We start from the raw sequence: 23,469 nt of genomic DNA, 5'->3' as shown, positions 1-23,469 counted from the left end.
AACATCTATCCGGCAAGACAAGAGACGCATGTGACCGCTACCCCCGCCTGGCCCCCGCAAAGCGCGCCGCGCCTGCATGTCGAAACCCAGTTGGGCGAAGGCGTGGTGGTGCCGGTCGACGGCAATCCGGCCCATTACCTCATCAGCGTCATGCGGGTGAAGCCCGACGATATCGTGCTGCTGTTCGATGGCCGGTCGGGCGAATGGGCAGCGCGCGCGCGGGATATCCGCAAGCGCGACCTGGTGCTGGAATGCGTTCAGCAGACCAGGCCGCCGGAGCATGTGCCCGATTTCTGGCTGTGCTGCGCGCCGATCAAGAAGGGGCGGATCGACCTGATCGCGGAAAAGGCATGCGAACTGGGCGTGGCGCGGCTTCAGCCGGTGCTGACCCGGCGCGCGGTGGTGGACAAGTTGAACCTGGATCGGTTGCATGCCCATCTGGTCGAGGCAGCGGAGCAGTGCGGGCGGACCGCGCTGCCGGAACTGGGCGAGATGGTGAAGCTGGACGCGCTGCTGAAAGGCTGGACGCCCGGCCGGCATCTGTTCTTCGCGGACGAGACGGGGGGCGCGCCATTGGAAGAAACGTTGCGGACGCATCCCGGCCCCGCCGCCTTTCTGGTCGGGCCGGAGGGGGGATTCGATCCTGTCGAGCGGGAAGCGATTCGCGCAACGCCCGGCGCGGTGCCGGTATCGCTCGGCCCGCGCATCCTGCGCGCGGAGACGGCGGCCATCGCCGCGACATCGGCCTGGATGACGATCAATGGCGACTGGAAATAGTTTCGTTTCGCTATGTTATTGCGCGAAGCATAGGCGCGACTTATCTGTCAGCCGCGCGCTCTTGTTTGACGCGCTTAGGGGAAGCAGTAAGGGCGGGGCATGAGCACCAGAACAGACTCAGGGAATCATGATCCCGTCATCGAGAATCGCGACCAGCTGATCGCGGCCTTTTCCAACGGCGAAAAGCCCAAGGAGCGCTGGCGGATCGGGACCGAGCACGAGAAATTCGTCTATAACCGCAAGGATCATCACGCCCCTTCCTATGAGGAGATGGGCGGCATCCATACCTTGCTGATCGGCCTGACCCGCTATGGCTGGAACCCGGTGTTCGAGGGCGAGAATATCATCGCCCTGTCCGGCACCGACGGCACGATCAGTCTGGAGCCTGCCGGCCAGTTGGAACTCAGTGGTGCGCCGCTCGACAACCTCCACCAGACCTGCGCCGAAACCGGCCGCCATCTGGAGCAGGTGAAATATGTCGGCGACATGCTGGGCCTGGGCTTTCTGGGACTTGGCATGTGGCCGGACAAGACTCGCGCGCAATTGCCGATCATGCCCAAGGGCCGGTACGAGATCATGCTGCGCCACATGCCGCGCGTGGGGTCGATGGGCCTCGACATGATGCTACGCACCTGCACGATCCAGACCAACCTCGACTATGGCAGCGAGGCGGACATGGCGCAGAAGTTCCGCGTGAGCCTTGCGCTGCAACCGCTCGCGACCGCGCTGTTCGCCAATTCACCCTTTACCGAAGGCAAGCCAAACGGCTTTCTCTCCTATCGCAGCCATATCTGGTCGGATACCGATCCGGGCCGCACCGGCATGCTGCCCTTCGTGTTCGAGGATGGCTTCGGCTACGAACGCTATGCCGACTATGCGCTCGATGTGTCGATGTATTTCGTCTACCGCGACGGCAAATATATCGACGCGGCGGGCCATAGCTTCCGCGATTTCCTCGACGGGAAGCTGGCGGTGCTGCCGGGCGAGAAGCCGACCGAGAAGGATTGGGAGGATCACCTCTCCACTGCCTTCCCCGAAGTGCGGATGAAGAGTTTTCTGGAAATGCGCGGGGCCGATGGTGGCCCGTGGAACCGCATCTGTGCGCTGCCGGCCTTGTGGGTCGGTCTGCTCTACGATCAGGGCGCGCTGGACGCGGCGTGGGATGTGGTCAAGGACTGGAGCATGGAGGAACGGCAGACGCTGCGCGATTCCGTGCCGAAGCTGGGTCTGGATGCGCCGATCGGTGGCGGGCGCAAGCTGCGCGACATTGCGGGGCAGGTGGTCGATATCGCCCGTTCGGGTCTGGCCGCGCGGGGGCGCCTGAATGGCGCGGGCGACAATGAGACGGGCTATCTGTCCTTCCTCGACGAAGTGGTCGCCAGCGGCAAGACCAATGCCGAACGCCTGCTCGAACGCTATCATGGCGAATGGCAGGGCGACCTGAGCAAGGTCTACGAGGAAGAGAGTTTCTGACCGGCAACCTCCATTCGTCCTGTTTGAAAGAGCCACATGTCTCCTTCAAATGTCGAAAGGCGCAAGGCGAAGAGGGGGAGGGGGTATTTTACTCCGCCGGCTGCGCCATGGCGGTCATCGTTTCGCGCTTCTTCCCCGTCACCCAGGCGAAGAAGCGCGGCACGGGGGCGTTGCGCTCCATCCAGTCGCTATAGGCGCGATAGTCGGGATCGGCCGACAGATGCTGCTCCTCCGTCTTGGCGCGCCAGTAATAGACCGCGTTGGTCAGTGCCAGCATCGCGCAGTTGCGGACCATGTCGGTCAGGCTGCCCGACACCGCCAGGAACGGCAGCGCCGAAAACCACCAGAACAGATTCTTGGCCAGATAGGCCGGGTGGCGGGTCCAGCGATAGGGGCCGTGGGTCAATATGCCGCGATGGGTCAGGTTGGAAAAGCGCAGGCCGAACGCCACCGTCGCCCAGGCGTAGACGCCAGTGAGCAAAACCAGCCAGCCGCCCATCAGCCATTGCAGCGCCGGCATGTTTTGCGTCCAATAATCCCATTCCGCGCCGCCGGCGTGATAGTCGAGCGGCCCGCCGCCACCCATCAGGACGAAGGGCGGGTAGCAGATCAGCGCCGCGAGCCAGCCGCCGAGATAGGGGTTGGCGGTGCGGATATGGGAATCCAGCGGCTTGAAGGTCAGGATATAGCCGACCGTCGCCAGGCAGACGTCGATCATGAACATGACGGCGATCAGGAAACCGGCCAGCGCAACCGGATGGGCGAAGGCGTCCTCGATCCGCCATTCCACCACGCTGGCGAAATTGCCCGGCACGATCGACACCATGAAGGCGAGGAAGAAGCCCTTCACCGCCCAGGCGCGGGCGTGATGGGCGACCTGCACCATATCCGCCTGCCCCGCGACGCCGCCGATGACCCACTGGCCAAAGCTGTAGGAGGCATCCTTCGGCTCCACCAGCCGCCGGTCGATCCAGATCACATAGGGGATGGACAATGCCAGCAGCCAGGGCGCGGCCGCCATGAACAGGTCCATGGAGAAGCGATAATTGCCCGACCAGTACCAGCGGGCGATGCAGTAGAAGATGGCGATGGCGAGCCATGTCGCCCACAGGCCGGCAATCTTGACGATGCTGATATCCAGCACGTCGCGCACCGTGCGGGCAGGGCTGCGCCAGTCGATCCCGGTGGATGCGTTGCGATGCACCTTGTCGACGATCAGCGACCACAGCACCATCGGCAGCCCGCAGGCGACGACGGCGGCCAGCCCCGCATTGGGACCGTTCATGCCATAATGGCGCGCAACCAGCGTCCACAGACCAAGGCCGACAAGCCCGGCGATGCCGACACCGTGGCTGACGGCGGATTTGGGGCAGGGGGAAGGCGCGCGTGGTTCGACCATGTTCATGACCGCTGCCATTAGCAGATAATGGTAAGCAAGCCGTGAACCGCGTGGTGCGGATGAGGGTCAATAATGGGAGACGTGGTGCCCGGGGACGGATTCGAACCGCCGACACTGCGATTTTCAATCGCATGCTCTACCAACTGAGCTACCCGGGCATCGGGTCGACGGCGGAGGCGTCCGCCGGATGGAGGCGTGCCTATAAGCGTCAATCCGGCTCGCTGTCCAGCCCATAATTGCCGTTTTTTTGCAGGTCGCTATCGGCGGCTGGGCCAGGCACGCGATAGCCTTCGCCCAGCCATTGCAGCAGGTCGCGATCGCGGCAGGCGGGGCTGCAAAAGGGGCGCGTCGCGGCCTGTGCCGGCTGGCCGCAGACGGGGCAGGCGGCAGGCTTAGGCGACATGGCCGCCCGGCAGGTCGAGCATAGCGTCCGCCTTCAGGGTGATTGCGCCTCCACGCCGCTTGGCCAGCATTTCGATCCAGTCGGCCCGCTTGTGCAACAGGTCGATGATCGCGGGCGCGGCGGTGATGGTCGCGCCGCCGCCCTGGCCATGGCGTTCCGCCCGGCGCAGCATCGCCAACGCAGCGGTCAGCACCGGGTCTTCACGCAGCAATTCCATCAGGTTCGCCCGCTCGCGACGGCGAATGATCTGAAGGAAGCCGAAGCCGTTCACGGCCGTACGCTCGAACGGCAGCGGGAGGAATTTGTCGACCTGGGCGGCGGCGATCATCCGCTCGTCCTTGTTGTTCATCGTCGGCAGGTCGATACCGATCGAACCGGACAGGCCCATGCGCCGCACTGCCTGCGCCGCCAGCTTCGCGCCCTTGGGGCCGAGCTGGGCAGGTGGCAGCGAGCCGTCGACGTCGATCAGCACCATGGCCGGCGTCAGGAACAGGCGCAGCGCAGCGTCTTCGGCGCCGACTTCGCCACTGACCGCCTCGTCCATCAACTCGCTCCAGCCATGCGCTTCCAGCCGGTCTTCCTCATGCGCGGGGCAGGGGATGACGGGCGTGCCGGTGGCACGGATGCGCTGCAACAGGCTGGGGCCGGCATGGGGCTTCGATCCGGGCTGGGGCATGCGGCCCTTGGCGCGCTTGGGACGGCCTTCCTCGGCGATCGCCTCGCGGATGATCTCGACCAGCACATTGGCCCCTTCGGACAGCCGAGGCGGGATCGGCTCCAGCAGCACTTCCTCGCCCGAAATCAGCCGCACGACGCCGCGCTTCTTGGGAATGAGGGTGGCGACCAGCCGCCCCTGCGCGACGGCGCCCGGACGAACCGCATCGCCGTCGCGCTCGATCAGCGCCTCGACCAGCTTGCCCTTTTCGATCAGCGCGGCGCGGGCCTCGCCAATGCCTTCTTCATAGAGCCATTCGGCCATGTTCGTTCCTAATCGATCGGATAGCCCGCCGCCTTGAGCAGCGTGCGGGTTTCGTAAAGCGGCAGGCCCATGATCGCGCTATGGCTGCCCTGTATCGTGCGGATGAGGCCGGCGGCGCGCCCCTGTATCGCATAGCCGCCTGCCTTGCCGCGCCATTCGTCACTGGCGATATAGGCGTCGATCTCTGCCGGCTCCAGCCGTTTGAAGATGACGATATTGGTCGACAGGCGATGCCACGCCCGCCCCTCGCCGTTGATCAGCGTGATGGCGCTCAGCACCTGATGCCGACGCCCGGACAACAAAGTGAGGCAGGTACGCGCCTCTCCCTCGCTTTCCGTCTTGGGCAGAATGCGCCGGCCGACTGCGACCACCGTGTCGCCGGACAGGATCAGCGCGCCGGGGTGGCGCACGGCCACCGCTACGCCCTTTTCGGCCGACACGCGCGCGGCATAGACGGCGGGCAGTTCGCCCTTCCGGGGCGTTTCGTCGATATCCGCAGGGTCCACCGCATCGGGGACGACACCGATCTGGCCCAGAAGGTCGCGCCGTCTGGGGGAAGCGGAAGCTAGAATAAGCCGCATCAGTCTTGCGACTTATTTGAAGCGGTAGGTGATCCGACCCTTGGTCAGGTCGTAGGGGGTCAGCTCGACAAGCACTTCGTCACCCACCAGCACGCGGATGCGGTTCTTGCGCATCTTGCCGGCGGTGTGGCCGAGAATTTCGTGGTCATTTTCAAGCCGGACACGGAACATGGCGTTGGGGAGAAGCTCCACAACCTGTCCGCGCATTTCAAGCAGTTCTTCTTTAGCCATTATTATCCCGAATTCGCAAAATCGCGCCGCCATAGCGCCAAAATGCAGAAAATGAAAGTCAGGGTTGCACGCCAAATATATCGCCGGCTTCGGCGAGGGCCGCGAAGAGCCGATCGAGCTGATCGGCGTCCAGGCAATAAGGCGGCATGAGGTAGATGGTGTTGCCCAGCGGCCTTAGCAAGAGGCCGCGTTCCAGGAAGAAGGCGCGCAGCCGGGGGGCAAGGTCCGACAGGTAGCCGGCGTCGGCGATGACAAGGTCGATCGCGGCGATCGTGCCCAGTTGTCGCGCATTGGCGAAGGCGGGGTGGGTGGCGAGCCGGGCGAGCCGGGTCGCTATGCCGTCGGCGAGTCGCGCGATGCGGCCCAGCACATCCTCTTCCCGCCAGATGGCGAGGTTAGCGGCGGCGGCGGCGCAGGCGATGGCGTTCGCGGTATAGCTGGACGAATGGTAGAAAAGCCGCGCGCGATCGGTGGAGAGATGCGCGTCGAAGATCGGCGCAATCGCCAGCGTCGCCGCCAGCGGGATCGCGCCGCCGGTGATCCCCTTCGCCACGGCCAGGATGTCCGGCACGATGCTGGCCTGTTCGCAGGCGAAGAGCGTGCCGGTGCGGCCCCATCCGGTCATCACCTCGTCCGCGATGAACAGCACGCCGTGCCGGCGGCAGATCGCGGCCATCTCGCGGAGCACATCCGGCGAATAGAGCAGCATGCCCCCGGCACCCAGCAGCAGCGGCTCGACGATGAAGGCGGCGGGCTTGGCGGCGCAGGCGGTCTCCAGCGCGTCGAGACTGGCCCGTTCCTGCCCCGATGCGGGGAAGGGAATGGTGCCGACGTCGAACAGCAAGGGCTGCCAGGCGGCATTATAGACGCCGCGCTCCCCGATCGACATCGCGCCGATCGTGTCGCCATGATAGCTATGTTCGAGGACGAGTATGCGGCTGCGGGCGTCGGTGAGGCCATCCAGCGCCAGATTATGCCAGTAGCCCAGCGCCATTTTCAGCGCGACTTCCACCGCGGTCGATCCGCTGTCGGAATAGAAGACATGGGCGAGTTCGGGCTGACCTTCGGCGCGGGGGGCGATGGCGATCAGGCCGCGCGCGACCGCCTCGGCCGGTTCGTGGGTGTAGGCGGCGAAGATCAGTTGGTCGAGCTGGCCCGCCTGATGCGCGATGGCGGCAGCGATGCGGGGATGGCAATGGCCGTGCGTCGTCACCCACCAGCTTGAAATCGCGTCGATCAGCGTGCTGCCGTCGGCCAGATGCAGCATCGCGCCCTGCGCCCGCACGACATGCGGGATCGGCTCGTTGAGGCCATGCTGGGTGAAGGGGTGCCAGACGGGAGAGGTCATGACGGGGCTTTAGGGCCAGCCGCGCGCAATTTCTACGGCTTTGACCCGCCTTCTGCCCTGGCCGGTTCGGCCTGATTGGCGACGACGGGCGGCGGCACCATCACGGTGGGTAGCGCCACATGCACCTCGACCCGGCGGTTCTTCGCCCGGCCTTCGGGATCGTCCTTTCCGTCCTCCGTCGCATTGGGCGCTACGGGTCGCGCTTCGCCCAGCGCGACGATGCTGATCCGCGCCTTGTCCACGCCCTTGGCGACCAGATAGTCGCGTATCTTTTCCGCCCGGATACGCGACGCGACGATATTGTCGCCGTCATTGCCGCGCGAATCGCTGTGGCCCCGCAGGGCGATCGGCCCGTTCGCCTGCATCGCCGGGGTAGCGAGCAGCGTGTCGAGCGCGGCCCTGGCATCATCGTCGAGCGCCATGGGCGATGCGCCGAAACCGATCACCGCATCGGCCGCTTCGATCGTCGGCGTTTCCGCTTCGGGCACCACTTCGGGGCGCAGGATGGAGCGTTGCGGTTCCGCTCCATTATCGGCGGCGTTGGCGGCCATGATATTGGCGCCATTGTCCGCTGCGTTGGCCGCATCGGCGGAGCTGCCGTCCGTCGGCGGCTGGCAGGCGGCGAGCGCGGCGCTCAGGATGATGGCGGCCGGGGCAAATCTTGTCATTCTTCCTCTCCTTTCGGCCTTTTCAGGGTTGGCGGGACATAGGATAATATCGTGTCGCCGGGCTGGGGCATCGGCCGCGACGCATGGGTGAAGAAACGCAGCGCGCCATTCTTGCGCAACAGCAGCAGCATGTCGCCATCTTCCGGCAGCGCTGCGCGCGCGGCGTCATAATCGAACTGCTCGCTGATCCGCGTCTTGCGGAAAGCCCAGCCCTGTTCCTCGCGCTGCATGATGTCCTCGACGCCATGGCCCGACGCGAAGAGGGCGCGGCCGCGCAGGGATTCGGGCAGGGTGCGCGGATCGTCATCATCGCTGGCATCGCCCAACTGATGCACATTGTCGCGGCCGATCTCCGGCGCGAACTCGTTGCAGACCAGCGCATTATAGGCTTCGTTGTCGGTGGTCGCGGCCAGTACCTGAAACTGGGTCAGGTCCAGCCGTTCCTCGGTCGCTTCGGACAGGATCTCGCCATGATAGGTGGGGATGCCCTGATGCCGGGCAGGGGCCAGCCGCTGCCAGCTGTTGTCGGCGATGGTCACCGGCACCGCCAACTGGCGCAACTGCGCGGCCATGTTGAGGCTGAACGGCGTGGCCCCCACGATCAGCAGACCGCGCTCCGACGCGCCGGTCACTTTCAGCAGCCGCGCCACCGGCTTGATCGAAAAGCCGTGGAAAAGGATGGTCGCCACCACCACGGCAAAGGACAGCGTGACGAGGATCGACCCGTCGCTATAGCCGAGGCGATCGAGCCGCAGCGCGAACAGGCCGGAAATGGCGACCGCCACGATGCCGCGCGGGGCTATCCAGGCGACCAGCAATCGCTCGTTCCAGGGCACTTTTGAGAAAGCGAGGCTGAGCAGCACGGTCGCCGGGCGCACCACGAACAGCAGCGCCAGCAGGAAGCCCAGGAACCGCCATTCGAACTGCCGCAGGACATTGAGGTCGAGCGACGCGGACAGGATCACGAATATGCCGGAAATGAGGAGAACGGTCACATTCTCCTTGAATGGCTGGATGTCGCGCAGGGAATCGAGCCGCATATTGGCCAGCGCGATGCCCATCACCGTAACCGCCAGCAGGCCGGTTTCCTGCTGGATCATGTTCGACCCCACGAACACGCTGATGACCGCGACCAGCAGCACCGGGGCTTTCAGATATTCGGGTATGTGTCCGCGCGGGAACAGCCAGCCGATGATGCGCGCCGCGATCCAGCCGATCAGCCCGGCGACGGCGGCGGCGGCCAGCAGCGACAGGATGACCGACGCCAAAGTGCCGCCCTCGCCGGATCGCCGCAGATATTCATAGGTGACGACGCCCAACAACGCCCCGGTCGGATCGTTGACGATCGCTTCCCATTTCAGGATGGCGCGGGGACGGGCGGCGACGTTGGACTGGCGTAGCAGCGGCAGCACGACGGTCGGACCTGTGACGATCAATATGCCGGCGAACAGGATGGCGACCGGCCAGACCAGACCGGCGATATAGTAAAGGGCCAGCGATCCCAGCGCCCAGCCAATAGGCGGGCCGACCAGAACGAGGCGGGTGACGGCCCCGTCGGTCTTGCGCAATTCCCGGAAATTGAGGCTGAGGCCGCCTTCGAACAGGATCAGGGCGACCGCGACCGACACCATCGGTTCCAACAGGTCGCCGAACACGGCATGGGGATGGATCAGGCCCAGCACGGGGCCACCGATGACGCCCGCCGCCAGCATCAGCGCGATGGCGGGCCAGCCGGTCCGCCAGGCGATCCACTGGGCACCGATGCCCAATATGCCGATCAGCGCAATGGAAAGAGCTTGTTGCTGCATCGCGGCAGGATAAACGGAGCGAAATGCGTCCGTCACGCCCGATATTTTTGCTGGTGTCGGGAACAATCAACCCGATCATGTGTGGGGGCACGCTGTGCACCCCATGGAAAAGGGCCGGTTTGCAACCGGCCCTCCCCATATTCTGTCTTACCGCGGCCTTACTGCGGCGGCTGGCTCGGCTGGGCCGGGTCAGCGGGCGCCGCAGGGGCGGCCGGCGCAGCAGGGGCCGGCGGCGCGGCGGCCTGAATGCGCTGCTGGAGCGCCGGATCGGCGGCTGCTGCCTGTCCGATCTGGTTGAACTTTTCAGGCGGCATACCCGATGCCTGCAGCGCGGCGAGCATCTTGGGCTGCTTGTCGGCGGCCGCGATCGACGCATCCGACTGGATCTTGGTCACTTCGACCGCAGCGGCGGCGAAAGCCTTGATGTCGGTATCGCTGAAGTTGCTGGCACCGGCTGCAGGGGCAGCGGGCGCCTCGGACGTCGCTGGGGCCGGCGTCGCCGGTGCAGCGGCATCCTGTGCGAGCGCGGGATAAGCGGCGAACAAGGCGATCGACGCAAGACCCGTTTTCAGCAGGGCGGTGGTTTTCAGACCCGTCAATTTTCTTCTCCTCTTGACCGATATTCTGATGAACAGACGGCCAAACTGCGAAAATCGTTCCGGGTGAGAAAGCGGCGAACGCCGAATCGTGCGATTCGAGCGATGGCGAGACTCGCTAAAACGGCTTGTCCCGCCTGCGGATCAACTGATCGCACCGCCTGTTCGCGGTTGCGGCATAACGGCAGCCCGATCTCGTAAGGGAGGTTGGGCTGCCGTCCATCGCTTACCAGATTTTCACGCGATCCTTGGGCGCGAGGTAGATCTTCCCGCCCGGTGCGGGCTTGAAGGCGTCATACCAGGCGTCGAAATTGCGCACGATGTCGGTGCGATATTGCGACGGCGCATGCGGATCGGTGACAAGGCGCTGGCGCAAATTGGCCTCGCGATAATTACGCCGCCACACCTGTGCCCAGCCCAGGAAGAAGCGCTGGTCGCCGGTCATGCCGTCGATCACCGGCGCGGGCTTGCCACCCAGCGAGGCATGATAGGCGTCGAGCGCCACGGCCAGGCCACCAAGGTCGCCGATATTCTCACCCATGGTGAAGGCGCCCTTCACATGCGCGCCGGGGAAGGGTTCGTAGGCGTCGTACTGTGCGCCGAGCTTGCCGGTCAGCGCCTTGAAATTGGCGACGTCCTGATCGGTCCACCACTGGTTGAGCTTGCCCGTCTCATCATATTTCGCGCCCTGATCGTCGAAATGATGGCTGAGTTCATGGCCGATCACCGCGCCGATGCCGCCATAATTGACCGCCGGGTCCGCCTTGGGATCGAAGAAGGGCGGTTGCAGGATCGCGGCGGGGAAGACGATCTCCACCATGCCGAAATTGGCGTAGGCGTTGATCTCCATAGGGGTCATGCCCCATTCCCAGCGATAGATGGGTTTGCCCAGCTTCCCGATATTATAGTCGAACTCGAACTGGTTGGACCGCAGCGCATTGCCGAACAGGTCGCCGCCCTTGATCGTCAGCCCGGCATAGTCGCGCCACTTGTCGGGATAGCCGATCTTGGGGGTGAAGGCGGCCAGCTTCTTGTGCGCGCGGGCCTTGGCGGTGTCGCTCATCCACGGCAGCGCGTCGATGCGGCGGCCCATCGCGGCGAGCACATTCTTGACCAGCACGTCCATCGCCGCCTTGGTTTCGGGCGGGAAATATTGCGCGACATAGGCCTTGCCCACTTCTTCGCCGAGCGATTCCTTCAGGAAATCCACCCCCCGCTTCCAACGCGCCTCACGTTCCGGCGTGCCCGACAAAGTGGTGCCGTAGAAAGCGAAATCGGCGTTCGCGATATTCTCCGGCAGCTTGTCGGCAAAGCCATGCAGGCTGCGCAGCAGCAGCGCGTCCTTCAGCACCTGAACAGGCGCCTTGGCGATCAGCGCGGCCTCGCCGGTGATGGCGCTGGGCTGGGCGACCAGCAGGCTGGCCGGGGTCAGGCCGTTCGCCTTGTAGAAGGCGGCGAAGTCGAAGCCCGGCGCGGCCTTCTGCAAATCGGCCAGCGTCATCTTGTTATAGGTCTTGTCGGCGTCGCGGCTGTCGACCTGGGTCCAGTGGACCTTGGCGATGGCCGTTTCGAACGCCATCAGCGCGGCGGCGCGCGCCTTGGCATCGCTTTGCCCGGCCAGGGTCAGCATCTGTTCCAGATGCGCGACATAGGCGGTGCGGATCGCCGCCATCTTGGCGTCCTGGTCCAGATAATAGTCACGGTCGGGCAGGCCCAGACCGCTCTGGCTCATCGAAAGGATATAGGTTTCGGGGTCTTTGTCGTCCTGTCCGACATAGAAGCGGAACGGCCCTTCGACGCCGGCGCGGGCGGCCTTGGCGGCGACCAGCGCATAGCCGTTCGCATCCTTGATCGCCTTGATCTCGTCCAGCCAGGGCTTGATCGGGGTCAGGCCCTGCTTCTCGACGGTGGCGCCGTCCAGATAGCTGGCATAAGCCATGCCGATCTTGCTGTTGGGGTCGGTTTTGGCGGCTTCCAATATGCCCTTGGTGCGTTCCCGCGACAGGTCGTCCAGCGTGTTGAACGCGCCATAATTGGACTTGTCGGCCGGGATCGGCGTGTTCTTCGCCCAGGTGCCGTTGGCATAGTCGTAGAAATCGTCGCCGGGCTTGACCGAATTGTCCATGCCGGTCGCGTCGAAGCCATAGCTGCCATAGGTCGGCTTGGCGGCGGTCGCGGTCGCTGGATCGGCGGATACCGGGGCGGGGGTGGCGGGCTGATCGGCTTGCGCCATGGTGGCGGCCAGCGCCAGCGCGGTGGCGGCAGCGCCCAGAAGGAGGGTTTTCATCAAAGCATCCCTTGCTTGTGACAGATGGGCGCGCGTTTGCAGGCCCGGCATGACCGGGACTTGAACGCCCGTGCAACAAGCTTGTCCATGTCGTTGGTCGAAAATTGTCGACCGTTGAAATATTAGGGTAGTCGGATGGTCGCTGCAAACGCCGCTGCCAGCGATGCCGGATCGAGCCGGTCCAGATATGGCAACCGGCCGAGCGATGGCACGCCCGCCAGTTGGGGAATGATCCGCTCATTCTCTTCATGCGGATCGCCGATGAAGGCGATGCCCGCCACCTGCGCGCCGCGCGACCGCAGCGCCTCTATGCTGAGCAGGCTGTGGTTGATGGTGCCAAGGCCCGTGCGGGCGCACAGGATCACCGGCTGGCCCCAATGGGCGAACAGGTCTGCCATCAGCAGCGTTTCGGAAATCGGCACCAGCACGCCGCCTGCCCCCTCCACCACCAGCGGCCCGTCCACCTGCGGCAGGCTTAGCTGGTCAAGGGTAATGGCGACACCGTCGATCCGCGCGGCGAGATGGGGGGAGGCGGGGGTGGTCAGGCGAAAGGCTTCGGGCAGGATGCGGGCGGCGGGCAGGCCAGACAGGGCGGCGACCGTTTCCTTGTCGCCTTCGGGATCGACACCGGCCTGGATCGGCTTCCAATAATGAGCGCCGAGCGCACCGGCCAGGCCAGCGGCGAAGACGGTCTTGCCGATACCGGTGTCGGTGCCGGTGACGATCAACACGCTCATTTCATGGCCTTGCGCAGCACGTCGCCCAGCGCGGCGACATCATTGCGCCCGACATTCAGGGTCAGCGATATGCGCAGCCGGCTGGTCCCGGCGGGCACGGTGGGCGGGCGGATGCCGCGCACGTCGAAGCCGGCTTCCTGCAAGGCCACCGCCACGGCCATGGTGCGCACATCGTCGCCCAATATCACCGGCACGATCTGGCTGCGCGGCGCAGGCAGGCCGAGCGGCGCGCAGATGGCTTCGGCGGCATCCTGCCGCAAGGTTTTCAGCCGATCGCGCAGGTCGCTCGCCTGTTCGATCCGGTCCAGCGCGGCCGATGCCGCCACCGCCATCAACGGCGAGGGCGCGGTCGAGAAGATGAAGGCGCGGGCACGGTTGATGAGATAGTCGACATGGATGCGCGGGCCACAGATCAGCGCGCCTTCCGTCCCCATCGCCTTGCCACAGGTGTGCAGCGTGATGACATTGTGCAGGCCATCCAGCCCGGCGGACAGGCCGCGCCCGCCCGGCCCGAAGACGCCGGTGCCATGCGCTTCGTCCAGCAGCAGCATGCCGCCATGGGTAGCCGCCAGCTTGGCAAGGTCGGACAGTGGCGCCATGTCGCCATCCATCGAATAGAGCGTCTCGACCGCGATCCATATGCGCCCGGTGCCGCCCTCCTTGCGCCAGGCGGCGATCAGGTCGGCGAAGCTCTGCACGTCATTATGGCGGGCGAAGACGGCCTGCGCCTTGCCCATGCGGATGCCGTCATGGGCGCTGGCATGGATCAGTTCGTCCGCGACGATCAGGTCGCCGCGCTGGGGCAGGGTGGAAAACAGCGCCAGATTGCCGACGAAGCCATTGGCGACGAACAGGGCGGACTGGGTGCGGAAGAAATCGGCGGCTTTCGCCTCCAGCCCTTCATGTTCCGGCGCATTGCCGCGCAGCAGGCGCGATCCCCCCGACCCCACCGGCACGCCACGTCCGATCGCGTCGGCGACGGCCTGCGCGATGATCGGATCACCGGCCAGACCGAGATAGTCGTTGGAAGCGAAATCGCGGCCGGCGCGGGGGATCAGGCGGCGCAACCGCCCGCGCGACTCCAGCGCGGCGAGCTGCTTGGCATAGGGTTCGGCGGTCATGGCGCGGGCTATAGGCCCGGCCGGAGGAGGCGGCAAGCAGGGGCTTAACTTCGCACATTTCCCGCATATCCTGTCATATAAATTCCTATTTCGGACATAGGCTTGCGTGCCATTGTCGGGCGCTGTTCCGGGGATATTGGCATATACCGCGCTCTGTAGGACAGCGCGGCATCAACGCCCGGCCAGTTGCTGGTAGAGGGTGAAGAGATGCTCCACCCGCGCCCGATCGGACGGGAAGGACGCGCGGCGATAGAGCCGGTCCACCGCCTGATCGAGATCGCGATGCGCGCGGCGCAGTTCGATCGGCATGGTGTCGGGATCATAGAGGTCGGCGAGAGTGGAGCCGGCATTTTTCGGAAGCGCGCGGGCGTCGAGGATGGCTTGTGCAAGGGCTTCCATTTGATCGCGCTGGGCCGGGGAGGCGTCAGGCCAAGGGAAGCAATTATAGTTGAGGCCGATGCCATATTGATAATCGCTCTTCATTCGCCCGCCGACATGGATGGTCCATGCCATGTGCATCCGGCTGGTGAGCAGAGCGAAGTCCCAAAGCGTGGCGTTGGGAAGCAGGCGCAGCTTGTTGGAAGGAATGACCGGCGGCTCCAGCCAGCCGATGGGAATATAATCGCGCCGTTCCGAACTCACCTCTGGAATGGCAAGGAAGGGGGCATTGGGAATGACGGTGACATGGAAAGCGGCAGGCGTTGCGGCCAGCGCCAACGATGACAGGCCGGGCGTTTTGATCCTGTCGGCCGCCTTTCCGCGCGGGGCGATTTCGCCACGGCGATAGGCGGCGACATCTCTCAACCGTTGACGGACCTGGGGCAGCTTGCGGATATCGGCCGGTGATGCGTCGTGCAGAGCCAATATCCAGCGATCGCCACCATTTAGATATTCCTGCGCGCCAATATAGGGATGCAGGAATCGGCCGGCGTCCGGTTCCGCTGCTGTCAAGGTTGCGCGTTCCGCATCGTTGAAGATCAGATAGCCGCCATCGATCGGCTTCGATCCGATGACGATCCGCCGCGCGCCGTTGATCGGCCGCCCTTCTTCCCGCACCACCAGATGGCGGTCGGCCGCGCCGGCGTCGAACAGATAGGCGGTCAGGGCGCCGTGGCGGGTTTCTACCGGCTCGCCCTTCGCATCGGCATAGCTGAACAGGCGCCTTTCCCTCGGCGCGCTGGCCTGCGGGGCAAGGCCGACGATCACGCAATGTACCGCCGCCCGGCCGGGCCAGACGAAGGGGCGGTGGGCGAAGGCGATCTCCACGCCTTCGCGGAACAGCAGCGGCCACAGTTGCGCCACCTGTTCGCCCTGTACGATGCTGTTGGTCGCGACGAAGGCGATATGGGCGCTGCCGGTTGCGGCGAAGCGGGCGGCCTTCACGAACCAGCCAGTGACATAGTCGAGCGTCCCGCCCGATCCGGGCAGGGCGGCGATGCGGCGCAACTGCGTACGCTGCACGTCCGTCTGATATTTGGCGCCGATGAAGGGCGGATTGCCGAAGACATAGCTGCATGCGCCCGGCGGCAGCAGGTCCGCCCAGTCCATCTCCAGCGCGTCGCCATGGCGAATATTGGGCGCGGTGACGAGCGGGATGCGGGCATAGGGGCGGCCGAAATCCTCGCCCAGCCGGGTGTTGGCGATATGGTCGGTCATCCACAGCGCGACCTGCGCGATCTGGCTGGGAAATTCGTCGATCTCGATGCCGTGGAAGCGATCGACATTCAGCCGGGTCAGGTCGGCGACGTCCAACACCTGTTGCACGGGGCCGTCCGCGATCAGCCGTTCGCGGATGATCTCCCGCTCCAGCTCGCGCAACTCGCGATAGGCGACGACCAGGAAATTGCCCGCGCCGCAGGCGGGATCGAGGAAGGTGAGGCCGGCCATTTTCTCCTGCAAGCGCCGCAGCGCCGCATCCCGGCCGGATCGCAACGCGCAGGCGTGATCGAACTCGGCGCGCAGATTATCCAGGAACAGCGGGCCGATCACCTTCAATATCGCCTCTTCGGGCGTGTAATGCGCGCCTTGCTTGCGGCGTGTCACCTTGTCGATCACGCTTTCGAACAGCGATCCGAAAATGGCCGGCGATACCTCGCCCCAGTCGAAGATGCTGGCGTCGATCAGCATCTGGCGCATGTCCCGGTCGAACACGGGCGTGGCGATGCGGCCGGAAAAGAGCGCGCCGTTGATATAGGGAAATTCGGCGAGGTCGGCGTCCAGCCCGCTCTGCCGGCGATCAGGCGGGGTATCGAGTGTTTCGAACAATTCGATCAGCCATCGGCCAAGGTCGCGGCCATCGGCGCTGGTCCGGGTTTCCAAGAAGAGGAGAAATTGTTCGCGTCGCTCGAAAATGCCGGTGTCGTCGGCGAACAGGATGAAGAGCAGGCGGACCAGCAGCCGTTCCAGATCCGCGCCGACATAGCCGTGCGCGGCGAGCGCATTGTGCAGCCGGCCCATCCGTTCGCTGGCCTTGCGATTGACCGGCGACTGGTTGCGCAGCAGGCGCGGTTTTGCGCCCAGGATGAAATCGAACGCTTCGACATGGCGTTTGAGGTCGGGCAGCGGAAAGTGCCAATGCTGCCGCGTTTCCAGATCGAGCAATTCGAACCGCTGGAAATCGCACACCATCATGTGGCGGGGCCGCTGCGGTTCGGGCAGCCAGTCATGATAGTCCAGCGCCTGCATCATGGCGCGGTCGAGATTGCGGCCGATGCTCTTTTGCTCGACGATCAGCATGCCGGGCCAGAACAGGTCGATGAAGCCGCCGGTCCGGCGCGGATCGAGCGCCTTCACCCGATGTTCGTAAGACGCCACCTGTTTGCGGGGGACGCCGAAAATGGCGAAGAATTCGTCGTAGAAGCTTTGGGTCTGCCCCTTTTCATAGCCCTGGTCGCGCCACTCCTCCGAAAAATGAGCGGCGTTCGCACGAATTTCCGGCCAGCTCAGACGCATCCCTTCCCTCCCCCGACGAGACAGGAAAAGGCTGGGGGATCAAAGGGCTATCTCAAAGCGGAGACTCGTTGGCATTGGAGATTCTATGGATCAGAAACTGAAGCTCAGCGAGAAGGAGGCGACATTGTCGTTGCTGTCGTCGGCATCCGGGCGGAATCCATGCTGGTGGAGATAGCCGATTTCCGCATTCACATTCTTCGCCACCGGCGTGGTGATGGCGATCAGGTTGCGCATACGCTCCTCACCCTGCACCCGCTGGAAATTGGTCTTGTTGAGGTCGAAGAAGCTCTCATGGCTCAGCACCAGCGCGGTCTTTCCGCCCTCACGGAAGGGCATGACCAGCTTCACATAGGGGCGCAGACGCCAGGCGGTGCCGTCCACGCCCTCACGCCAGCGCTCTTCCATGCGCACGCGGGCGCTGATCGATATGCGGCCGATCTTCGCGATATTGTCGAACGTCACCTGCTGGCGGGCGCGATGCTCCATAACGGTGAAGTCGCCGCCGGCATATTGCGGGTCATGGGTGTAGCCAGCCCAGACCGTCACCGCCTTGGACAGCTTGTAGCCGACCAGCGTGTTGGATTCGACTTCATACAGGCCCTTGCGATCGTCGCTGAAGCGCGCGACGATCTCTTGCGACAGGCGCCAGTGATCGTCCAGCTTCACCGTGGCGCTGGCCGTGGTCCACAGTTGTTCATCCTCGCTGGCATGGGCGGGGGGCACGGCCCATAGCAGGGGCAGGGCGGCAACGGACGACAGGCACAGGCAAATGGAGCGCACGACACTTCCTCTCCCAACAACGGGTCGCCGCGCCAATATGACCAACATATGACATGCAAGCGTCACTTATATTTCTATTTGATGACAATCATTGCCCTGTCGGCGTTTCATCATGGCTGGACTCGGTCTGTCTCGGCATAGCCGTCGAACATGACGGAACCATTCCAGTCTTCGCCGAAAGGTTCAGCCGAAATCCGGGTTGCGTCGCAGCGATACTGCGGATCGAGAATATCTTCGACCAAAGCCATGCGCTGGCAACCTTCGATGCGCGCAGTGGCGCCTTTGCCGGACGCCCGCGCACCGTGTTTCCGGAACTGCGCCGCGATGTCTGGTCAGGCGGCGCACTCGGCCGTCAGCAGCGCCAGCACCGCCCGGTTGCGGCCACCGCGCTTGGCTTCGTACAGGGCGGCATCGGCGGCCGACAGCCAGTCCTGGCTGGACAGACGGCCGGCGCCGATCGCGGCTACGCCGAAACTGGCGGTGACGCGCAGCGGCGGGTCGTTGGGGATCCGCATCTCCCCGATCGCCGTGCAGAAACGGCGCGCGGCGGCCAGTGCGTCCGCTTCACTGGTTTCGGGCAGCAACAGCGCAAATTCCTCTCCGCCGATCCGGCCGAGCGAATCGCTGGGGCGGGACAGTTCGACGCAGCGTTTCGCCACCGCCTCGATCACCCGGTCGCCGACCGGATGGCCATAAGTGTCGTTGATCCGCTTGAAATGGTCGATGTCCAGCATCAGCAGCGCGGCGGGACGCCGGTGCCGGATATGGAGCGCGATCGCCTTGTCCAGTGCGGCGACGAAGGCGCGGCGGGTCATCGCTCCGCTCAGATGGTCGCGCTCGGCCAGCAGGCGCAATTCCATCTGTTCGACCACGATCGGGGCCAGGCTCTTCAATATCTCGATCTGTTCGGGCGCGAAGTCGCGGGCGCGGGTGTCGATGGCGCAGAGCGACCCGATATTATAGCCGTCGGGCGTGCGCAGCGGCACGCCGGCATAGCTGCGGATGCCGGGATCGCCAGTGACCAGCGGATTGTCGGCAAAGCGCGGATCGTCCCGCGCATCGGTGATGATCAGCGGCTCGTCCTGGCGGATGGCATGGTCGCAAAAGGCTTCGCTGCGGGGCGTCTGCGTCGCATCGAGGCCGGCGAGCGACTTGAACCACTGGCGATCGGTGTCGATCAGCGACACGGCGGACATGGGCACGCCGAACAGGGTGCGGATGAGGTCGGTGACCTTGTCGAACGCGCCTTCGGACGGGGTGTCGAGAATCTGGTAGCGGCGCAGGGCGGCGATACGGCCGGGTTCGTCGTTCACAATCGCGTGCATCATCAGGACATCCGCTGCTCGAATGGGCCATGCCGATAGGGGCATGGCGGGACATAAGCTGCGGTGCGGCCCGCCCCCTTATCGGCCGACCACCGTGGCAGACTGCGCTGCTGCCCTGAAGAAAGCGTTAAAAACAGGCGCGGGCTGCCTGTCTTGCGGCAGGCCGCGCCTGTCATGAGAGGAGGAGAGGCGGGCCTCTCCTCCGTCTTGATGTGGATCAGCCGCCATGCGCCAGCGCGGCCAGCAGCAGCAGCGCGACGATGTTGGTGATCTTGATCATCGGGTTGACCGCCGGGCCGGCGGTGTCCTTGTACGGATCGCCGACGGTGTCGCCGGTCACGGCCGCCTTATGGGCTTCGCTGCCCTTGCCGCCATGATGGCCGTCTTCGATATATTTCTTGGCATTGTCCCACGCGCCGCCGCCCGACGTCATCGACAAAGCAACGAACAGGCCGGACACGATGACGCCCAGCAGCAGCGCGCCCAGCGCGGCGAAGCCATTGTCGCGGCCCGCCACCGCCGCGATAGCGAAATAGACGATGATCGGCGCCAGCACCGGCAGCAGGCTGGGGACGATCATCTCCTTGATCGCGGCGCGGGTGACGAGGTCCACCGTGCGGGCATAGTTGGGGCGCGACGTCCCTTCCATGATGCCCTTGTTGGTGGCGAACTGGTCGCGCACATCCTTGACCACGTCGCCCGCTGCGCGGCCCACGGCGGTCATGCCCATCGCGCCGAACAGGTAGGGCAACAGCGCCCCCAGCAGCAGGCCGACGATGACATAGGGGTTCTTCAGGCTGAAATCGACCGGTTGGGTCAGGCCCAGCGCGGACCCGTAATAGTCGAGATCCTCGGTATAGGTGCCGAACAGCACCAGCGCGGCGAGGCCCGCCGATCCGATGGCATAGCCTTTCGTCACCGCCTTGGTGGTGTTGCCCACCGCGTCCAGCGCGTCGGTCTTCACCCGGACGCTGTCGTCGAGATGCGCCATTTCGGCGATGCCACCGGCATTGTCGGTGACGGGACCGTAAGCGTCCAGCGCCACCACCATGCCGGCCAGCGCCAGCATCGCGGTCGCGGCGAAGGCAATGCCCATCAGGCCCGCCAGTTGGTAGGCGACGATGATGCCGACCACGATCACCAAAGTCGGCAGCGCGGTCGATTCCAGGCTGATGGCCAGCCCTTGGATGACGTTGGTGCCATGGCCGGTTTCGGACGCCTTGGCGATGGAGCGGACCGGGCGATAATTGGTGCTGGTGTAATATTCGGTGATGACAACCAGCAGCCCGGTGACGGCGAGGCCCACGAGCATCGCCCAGAACAGGTTCATGCCGGTATAGCCGCCGACCCCGTCGAGGTCCGCGCCGAACACGGCATCAAGGTCGCCCAGCGTATATTGGGTGGCGAAATAGATGGCGGGGATGGACAGGATCGCCGTGGTCCAGAATCCCTTGTAGAGCGCCCCCATGATCGACTGGCTGGCGCCCAGACGGACCATGTAGGTGCCGATGATGGAGGTGATGATGCACACGCCGCCGACGATCAGCGGCAGCGCCATGAGTTTCAGCAGAAACGCATTGTCGACGCCGGTGACCAGCAGGGCGGTCAGCACCATGGTCGCGCCGACGGTGACGACATAGGTTTCGAACAGGTCGGCCGCCATGCCGGCGCAATCGCCGACATTGTCGCCGACATTGTCTGCGATCACGGCCGGGTTGCGCGGGTCATCCTCCGGGATGCCGGCCTCGACCTTCCCCACCAGATCCGCGCCGACATCGGCCGCCTTGGTAAAGATGCCGCCGCCCAATCGCGCGAAGATGGAGATGAGCGACGCGCCGAAGGCCAGCGCGACGAGGCTGTCGATCACCAGCCGGTCGTCGGGCGCATGGCCGGCGGGGCCGGTCAGATACCAGAAGAACAGGCTGATCGCGAGCAAGGCGAGGCCCGCCACCAGCATGCCGGTGATCGCGCCCGCCCGGAAGGCGACGGTCAGGCCGCTTTGCAGGGTACCGCGCGACGCTTCGGCGGTGCGGACGTTCGCGCGCACCGAAATGTTCATGCCGATGAACCCTGCCGCCCCCGACAGGATCGCGCCGATCAGGAAACCGGTTGCGGAGGTAAGGCCCAGAAACAGCGCGACCAGCACCGCCACGACCACGCCGACGATGGCGATGGCGGTATATTGGCGGCGGAGATAGGCGTTCGCCCCCTCCTGAATCGCCCCCGCGATCGCCTGCATGACGTCATTGCCGGCTGGCTGGCTCAGAACCTGGCGACTGGTGAAAAGCCCGTAGAGCAAGGCCAGCAGGCCGCACCCTATGGCGATATAGACAATCTGCATGGATGTTCCTCTCCCCCTGTTATGACTGTCATCGACCACTCCGCAGGGAATGACGGGCAGGCGACAGGCGTGGGGGCGGGCGGCCGGACGAGGACGGTCCGGCATCGGGCACCGCGTCAATCAGCAACTGGACCATGCGCATAGGTGCGCTCCAACCGGCTGAGAATAGGGTGCAAGGAAGCTACAGACCTGACCGCGCGCGTCAAGATGGCTGGCGCAAGGACCGACAGGATGAGCCGGTTGGAAGCCACTGATACGGCAGATTGTGATAAGCCCGGATTTGGCCTAGTCTGCGGCGATGGACGATCAGGGTTCCGGTCCGCTCAAGAGCATCGCCGATCTGGCGCGTCTGGCCGGCGTGTCCGTATCCACCGTGTCGCGGGCGCTGACCGGCAAGGGCGCGCTGAACAGGGGGACGCGCGAACGCATCCAGGCGCTGGCCGATCGCCATGGCTTTCGCCTGAATGTCGCGGCGCAAAATCTGCGGCTGGGGCGCACCGGTGCGGTCGCCATATTGATGCCGCTGGGCCATGCGCGCGGCCAGCAATTGTCCGATCCCTTCTTCCTCACCATGCTCGGCTATCTGGCCGATGCGCTGACGGATCGCGGTTATGACATGCTGCTTTCGCGGGTGCTGCCGGACAGGGACGACTGGCTCGATACCTTCATCCGCACCGGTCGCACCGATGGCGTGATCGTCATCGGCCAGTCGGATCAGGGCGCGGTGCTGGCGCGCGCCGCCGCCCGTTACCGGCCGCTGGTGGTGTGGGGCGAGCAGGCGCCCGGCGACGGCCCGGCCACGGTCGGCGCCGACAATATCGCCGGCGGACGGTTGGCGGCGCAGCATCTGGCCGATCGCGGCCGGCGCAGGCTCGCCTTTTTCGGCGATGTCGGCGTGCCTGAATTTGCCGCGCGTCATGCCGGCTTCCTCGCCGGCCTGCCGCCGGAGCTGCACGACGCGGTGACGCTGGTGTCCAGCCCGGTGACGCCCGAAGCGAGCGAGGCCACCGCGCGCGACTGGTTTGGGGCGGGCAACCGGCCCGACGGCATTTTCGCTGCGTCCGACGTGGTCGCGATGAGCCTGATCGCTGCGGCCGAGCAGCAGGGGCTGCGTGTGCCGCGCGACCTGTCGATCATCGGTTTCGACGATATCCCGCTGGCCCGGCTCGCCCGCCCGCCGCTCACCACCATCCGGCAGGATATAGAGGTCGGCGCGCATCATCTGGTCGACCTGCTGTTCCGCCGGATCGGCGGGGAAGACGCCGGATCGGTCCAGATCGCGCCCGAACTGGTGGTGCGGGAATCGTCCTGATCGGTTAAGATCGTCATGCTGAACGTGTTTCCGCATCCATGTCTCGCCAAAGGCAGACGGGGCATGGAGGCGCGATGGATCCTGAAACACGTTCAGGATGACGTCGTGCGGTTTTGCGACCTCGCGTCTGAGTTTTTATGCCTGTCTGGAGCGCGCTGCGTTCAATCCGACGCAGGTCGCGCGCTCTGGTTTTTTGTTTTCGCATCGTTTTAAGCGAAAAACCGGTTCCCACTTTTTCGCACGATGCTCTAGGCTGTAGTGACATTTTAGGGATTCCCATGTTAGCAGATTTCTGATTCAACACTGGCTTTTGGAGGCTGGTGTGGAAGGCGAGGTTCTGCGGGACGATCA

The 23,469-nt window shown here is 64.9% G+C and carries 20 protein-coding genes, 1 tRNA gene and 1 pseudogene; 3 read left to right on the top strand and 19 right to left on the bottom strand.

Annotated elements, in window-relative coordinates; all coding sequences use genetic code 11:
• Positions 1-30: 30 nt before the first annotated feature.
• Both ASE85_RS06725 and ASE85_RS06720 read left to right on the top strand, forming a co-directional pair.
• Positions 31-777, top strand: coding sequence for a 16S rRNA (uracil(1498)-N(3))-methyltransferase (locus tag ASE85_RS06725; RefSeq protein WP_056685627.1), 747 nt, complete (start codon positions 31-33; stop codon positions 775-777).
• Between the two features lie 99 nt (positions 778-876).
• Positions 877-2,250 carry a glutamate--cysteine ligase gene (locus tag ASE85_RS06720; RefSeq protein WP_056685624.1) on the top strand — a complete coding sequence of 458 codons (1,374 nt, stop codon included), beginning with the start codon at positions 877-879 and terminating at the stop codon, positions 2,248-2,250.
• Between the two features lie 88 nt (positions 2,251-2,338).
• Here the strand turns inward: ASE85_RS06720 and ASE85_RS06715 are convergent, their stop codons facing one another.
• The 18 genes from ASE85_RS06715 to ASE85_RS06635 form a co-directional block, all read right to left on the bottom strand.
• A complete protein-coding gene (locus tag ASE85_RS06715) occupies positions 2,339-3,649 on the bottom strand; it encodes a methyltransferase family protein (RefSeq protein WP_056685885.1) in 1,311 nt (436 codons plus the stop codon).
• Positions 3,650-3,731: 82 nt separating this feature from the next.
• Positions 3,732-3,807: transfer RNA gene (locus tag ASE85_RS06710), tRNA-Phe, on the bottom strand.
• Positions 3,808-3,857: 50 nt separating this feature from the next.
• Positions 3,858-4,052 (bottom strand): DNA gyrase inhibitor YacG, encoded by a 195-nt coding sequence (locus ASE85_RS06705; protein WP_056685621.1) that lies wholly within the window; start codon positions 4,050-4,052, stop codon positions 3,858-3,860.
• Positions 4,042-5,031 carry a hypothetical protein gene (locus ASE85_RS06700; RefSeq protein WP_056685618.1) on the bottom strand — a complete coding sequence of 330 codons (990 nt, stop codon included), beginning with the start codon at positions 5,029-5,031 and terminating at the stop codon, positions 4,042-4,044. The genes ASE85_RS06705 and ASE85_RS06700 overlap by 11 nt, the downstream gene beginning before the upstream one ends.
• Before the next feature lie 8 nt (positions 5,032-5,039).
• Entirely contained in the window at positions 5,040-5,612 is a 573-nt protein-coding gene (locus ASE85_RS06695) for a Maf family protein (protein ID WP_056685615.1), read from the bottom strand.
• A gap of 12 nt (positions 5,613-5,624) precedes the next feature.
• Positions 5,625-5,843: a translation initiation factor IF-1 gene (gene infA / locus ASE85_RS06690; protein WP_003049127.1), complete on the bottom strand. Its 219-nt coding sequence runs from the start codon at positions 5,841-5,843 to the stop codon at positions 5,625-5,627.
• A 58-nt stretch (positions 5,844-5,901) separates the two neighbouring features.
• Positions 5,902-7,191: an adenosylmethionine--8-amino-7-oxononanoate transaminase gene (locus tag ASE85_RS06685; RefSeq protein WP_056685612.1), complete on the bottom strand. Its 1,290-nt coding sequence runs from the start codon at positions 7,189-7,191 to the stop codon at positions 5,902-5,904.
• Between the two features lie 32 nt (positions 7,192-7,223).
• Entirely contained in the window at positions 7,224-7,859 is a 636-nt protein-coding gene (locus ASE85_RS06680; RefSeq protein WP_056685609.1) for an OmpA family protein, read from the bottom strand.
• The gene (locus ASE85_RS06675; protein ID WP_056685606.1) at positions 7,856-9,667 is read right to left on the bottom strand and encodes a cation:proton antiporter; all 1,812 of its coding nucleotides are present in this window, start codon (positions 9,665-9,667) and stop codon (positions 7,856-7,858) included. The genes ASE85_RS06680 and ASE85_RS06675 overlap by 4 nt, the downstream gene beginning before the upstream one ends.
• A 158-nt stretch (positions 9,668-9,825) precedes the next feature.
• Complete coding sequence (locus ASE85_RS06670) at positions 9,826-10,266, bottom strand: DUF4168 domain-containing protein (protein WP_056685603.1); 441 nt, start codon at positions 10,264-10,266, stop codon at positions 9,826-9,828.
• Between the two features lie 223 nt (positions 10,267-10,489).
• A complete protein-coding gene (locus ASE85_RS06665; RefSeq protein ID WP_056685882.1) occupies positions 10,490-12,550 on the bottom strand; it encodes a M13 family metallopeptidase in 2,061 nt (686 codons plus the stop codon).
• Between the two features lie 122 nt (positions 12,551-12,672).
• Complete coding sequence (bioD, locus tag ASE85_RS06660) at positions 12,673-13,287, bottom strand: dethiobiotin synthase (RefSeq protein WP_056685600.1); 615 nt, start codon at positions 13,285-13,287, stop codon at positions 12,673-12,675.
• Positions 13,284-14,408: an 8-amino-7-oxononanoate synthase gene (locus tag ASE85_RS06655; protein ID WP_056685597.1), complete on the bottom strand. Its 1,125-nt coding sequence runs from the start codon at positions 14,406-14,408 to the stop codon at positions 13,284-13,286. Before ASE85_RS06655 ends, bioD begins: the two co-directional genes overlap by 4 nt.
• 171 nt (positions 14,409-14,579) lie before the next feature.
• Positions 14,580-17,360 (bottom strand): DNA methyltransferase, encoded by a 2,781-nt coding sequence (locus tag ASE85_RS06650; RefSeq protein ID WP_056685594.1) that lies wholly within the window; start codon positions 17,358-17,360, stop codon positions 14,580-14,582.
• 90 nt (positions 17,361-17,450) lie between these two features.
• Positions 17,451-18,140 carry a DUF2490 domain-containing protein gene (locus ASE85_RS06645; protein ID WP_056685592.1) on the bottom strand — a complete coding sequence of 230 codons (690 nt, stop codon included), beginning with the start codon at positions 18,138-18,140 and terminating at the stop codon, positions 17,451-17,453.
• A 110-nt stretch (positions 18,141-18,250) separates the two neighbouring features.
• On the bottom strand, positions 18,251-18,388 hold the full coding sequence (locus ASE85_RS22880) for a hypothetical protein (RefSeq protein WP_156358232.1): 138 nt from the start codon (positions 18,386-18,388) through the stop codon (positions 18,251-18,253).
• An 84-nt stretch (positions 18,389-18,472) separates the two neighbouring features.
• A complete protein-coding gene (locus ASE85_RS06640) occupies positions 18,473-19,468 on the bottom strand; it encodes a GGDEF domain-containing protein (RefSeq protein ID WP_056685589.1) in 996 nt (331 codons plus the stop codon).
• 214 nt (positions 19,469-19,682) lie between these two features.
• Positions 19,683-21,806: a sodium-translocating pyrophosphatase gene (locus ASE85_RS06635; RefSeq protein WP_056685585.1), complete on the bottom strand. Its 2,124-nt coding sequence runs from the start codon at positions 21,804-21,806 to the stop codon at positions 19,683-19,685.
• A 298-nt stretch (positions 21,807-22,104) separates the two neighbouring features.
• Between ASE85_RS06635 and ASE85_RS06630 the strand changes: the two genes are divergently transcribed.
• Positions 22,105-23,118, top strand: a complete 1,014-nt coding sequence (locus ASE85_RS06630; RefSeq protein ID WP_056685582.1) for a LacI family DNA-binding transcriptional regulator — start codon at positions 22,105-22,107, stop codon at positions 23,116-23,118.
• A gap of 13 nt (positions 23,119-23,131) precedes the next feature.
• On the opposite strand, the pseudogene ASE85_RS23725 reads toward ASE85_RS06630, so the two are convergent.
• A pseudogene (locus ASE85_RS23725) lies at positions 23,132-23,469 on the bottom strand (hypothetical protein); the annotation flags it as partial.

This window comes from Sphingobium sp. Leaf26 (assembly GCF_001421665.1).
Classification (GTDB): Bacteria; Pseudomonadota; Alphaproteobacteria; order Sphingomonadales; family Sphingomonadaceae; genus Sphingobium.
This window is presented reverse-complemented; position numbering and strand designations above follow the sequence as displayed.

Bases quoted from the DNA above. Each gene is read 5' to 3' on its own strand.
- ASE85_RS06720 (WP_056685624.1), top strand. From the start codon at position 877: ATGAGCACCAGAACAGACTCAGGGAATCATGATCCCGTCATCGAGAAT.
- ASE85_RS06715 (WP_056685885.1), bottom strand. From the start codon at position 3,649: ATGGTCGAACCACGCGCGCCTTCCCCCTGCCCCAAATCCGCCGTCAGC.
- ASE85_RS06705 (WP_056685621.1), bottom strand. From the start codon at position 4,052: ATGTCGCCTAAGCCTGCCGCCTGCCCCGTCTGCGGCCAGCCGGCACAG.
- ASE85_RS06700 (WP_056685618.1), bottom strand. From the start codon at position 5,031: ATGGCCGAATGGCTCTATGAAGAAGGCATTGGCGAGGCCCGCGCCGCG.
- ASE85_RS06695 (WP_056685615.1), bottom strand. From the start codon at position 5,612: ATGCGGCTTATTCTAGCTTCCGCTTCCCCCAGACGGCGCGACCTTCTG.
- infA (WP_003049127.1), bottom strand. From the start codon at position 5,843: ATGGCTAAAGAAGAACTGCTTGAAATGCGCGGACAGGTTGTGGAGCTT.
- ASE85_RS06685 (WP_056685612.1), bottom strand. From the start codon at position 7,191: ATGACCTCTCCCGTCTGGCACCCCTTCACCCAGCATGGCCTCAACGAG.
- ASE85_RS06680 (WP_056685609.1), bottom strand. From the start codon at position 7,859: ATGACAAGATTTGCCCCGGCCGCCATCATCCTGAGCGCCGCGCTCGCC.
- ASE85_RS06675 (WP_056685606.1), bottom strand. From the start codon at position 9,667: ATGCAGCAACAAGCTCTTTCCATTGCGCTGATCGGCATATTGGGCATC.
- ASE85_RS06665 (WP_056685882.1), bottom strand. From the start codon at position 12,550: ATGAAAACCCTCCTTCTGGGCGCTGCCGCCACCGCGCTGGCGCTGGCC.
- bioD (WP_056685600.1), bottom strand. From the start codon at position 13,287: ATGAGCGTGTTGATCGTCACCGGCACCGACACCGGTATCGGCAAGACC.
- ASE85_RS06655 (WP_056685597.1), bottom strand. From the start codon at position 14,408: ATGACCGCCGAACCCTATGCCAAGCAGCTCGCCGCGCTGGAGTCGCGC.
- ASE85_RS06650 (WP_056685594.1), bottom strand. From the start codon at position 17,360: ATGCGTCTGAGCTGGCCGGAAATTCGTGCGAACGCCGCTCATTTTTCG.
- ASE85_RS22880 (WP_156358232.1), bottom strand. From the start codon at position 18,388: ATGGCTTTGGTCGAAGATATTCTCGATCCGCAGTATCGCTGCGACGCA.
- ASE85_RS06640 (WP_056685589.1), bottom strand. From the start codon at position 19,468: ATGATGCACGCGATTGTGAACGACGAACCCGGCCGTATCGCCGCCCTG.
- ASE85_RS06635 (WP_056685585.1), bottom strand. From the start codon at position 21,806: ATGCAGATTGTCTATATCGCCATAGGGTGCGGCCTGCTGGCCTTGCTC.
- ASE85_RS06630 (WP_056685582.1), top strand. From the start codon at position 22,105: ATGGACGATCAGGGTTCCGGTCCGCTCAAGAGCATCGCCGATCTGGCG.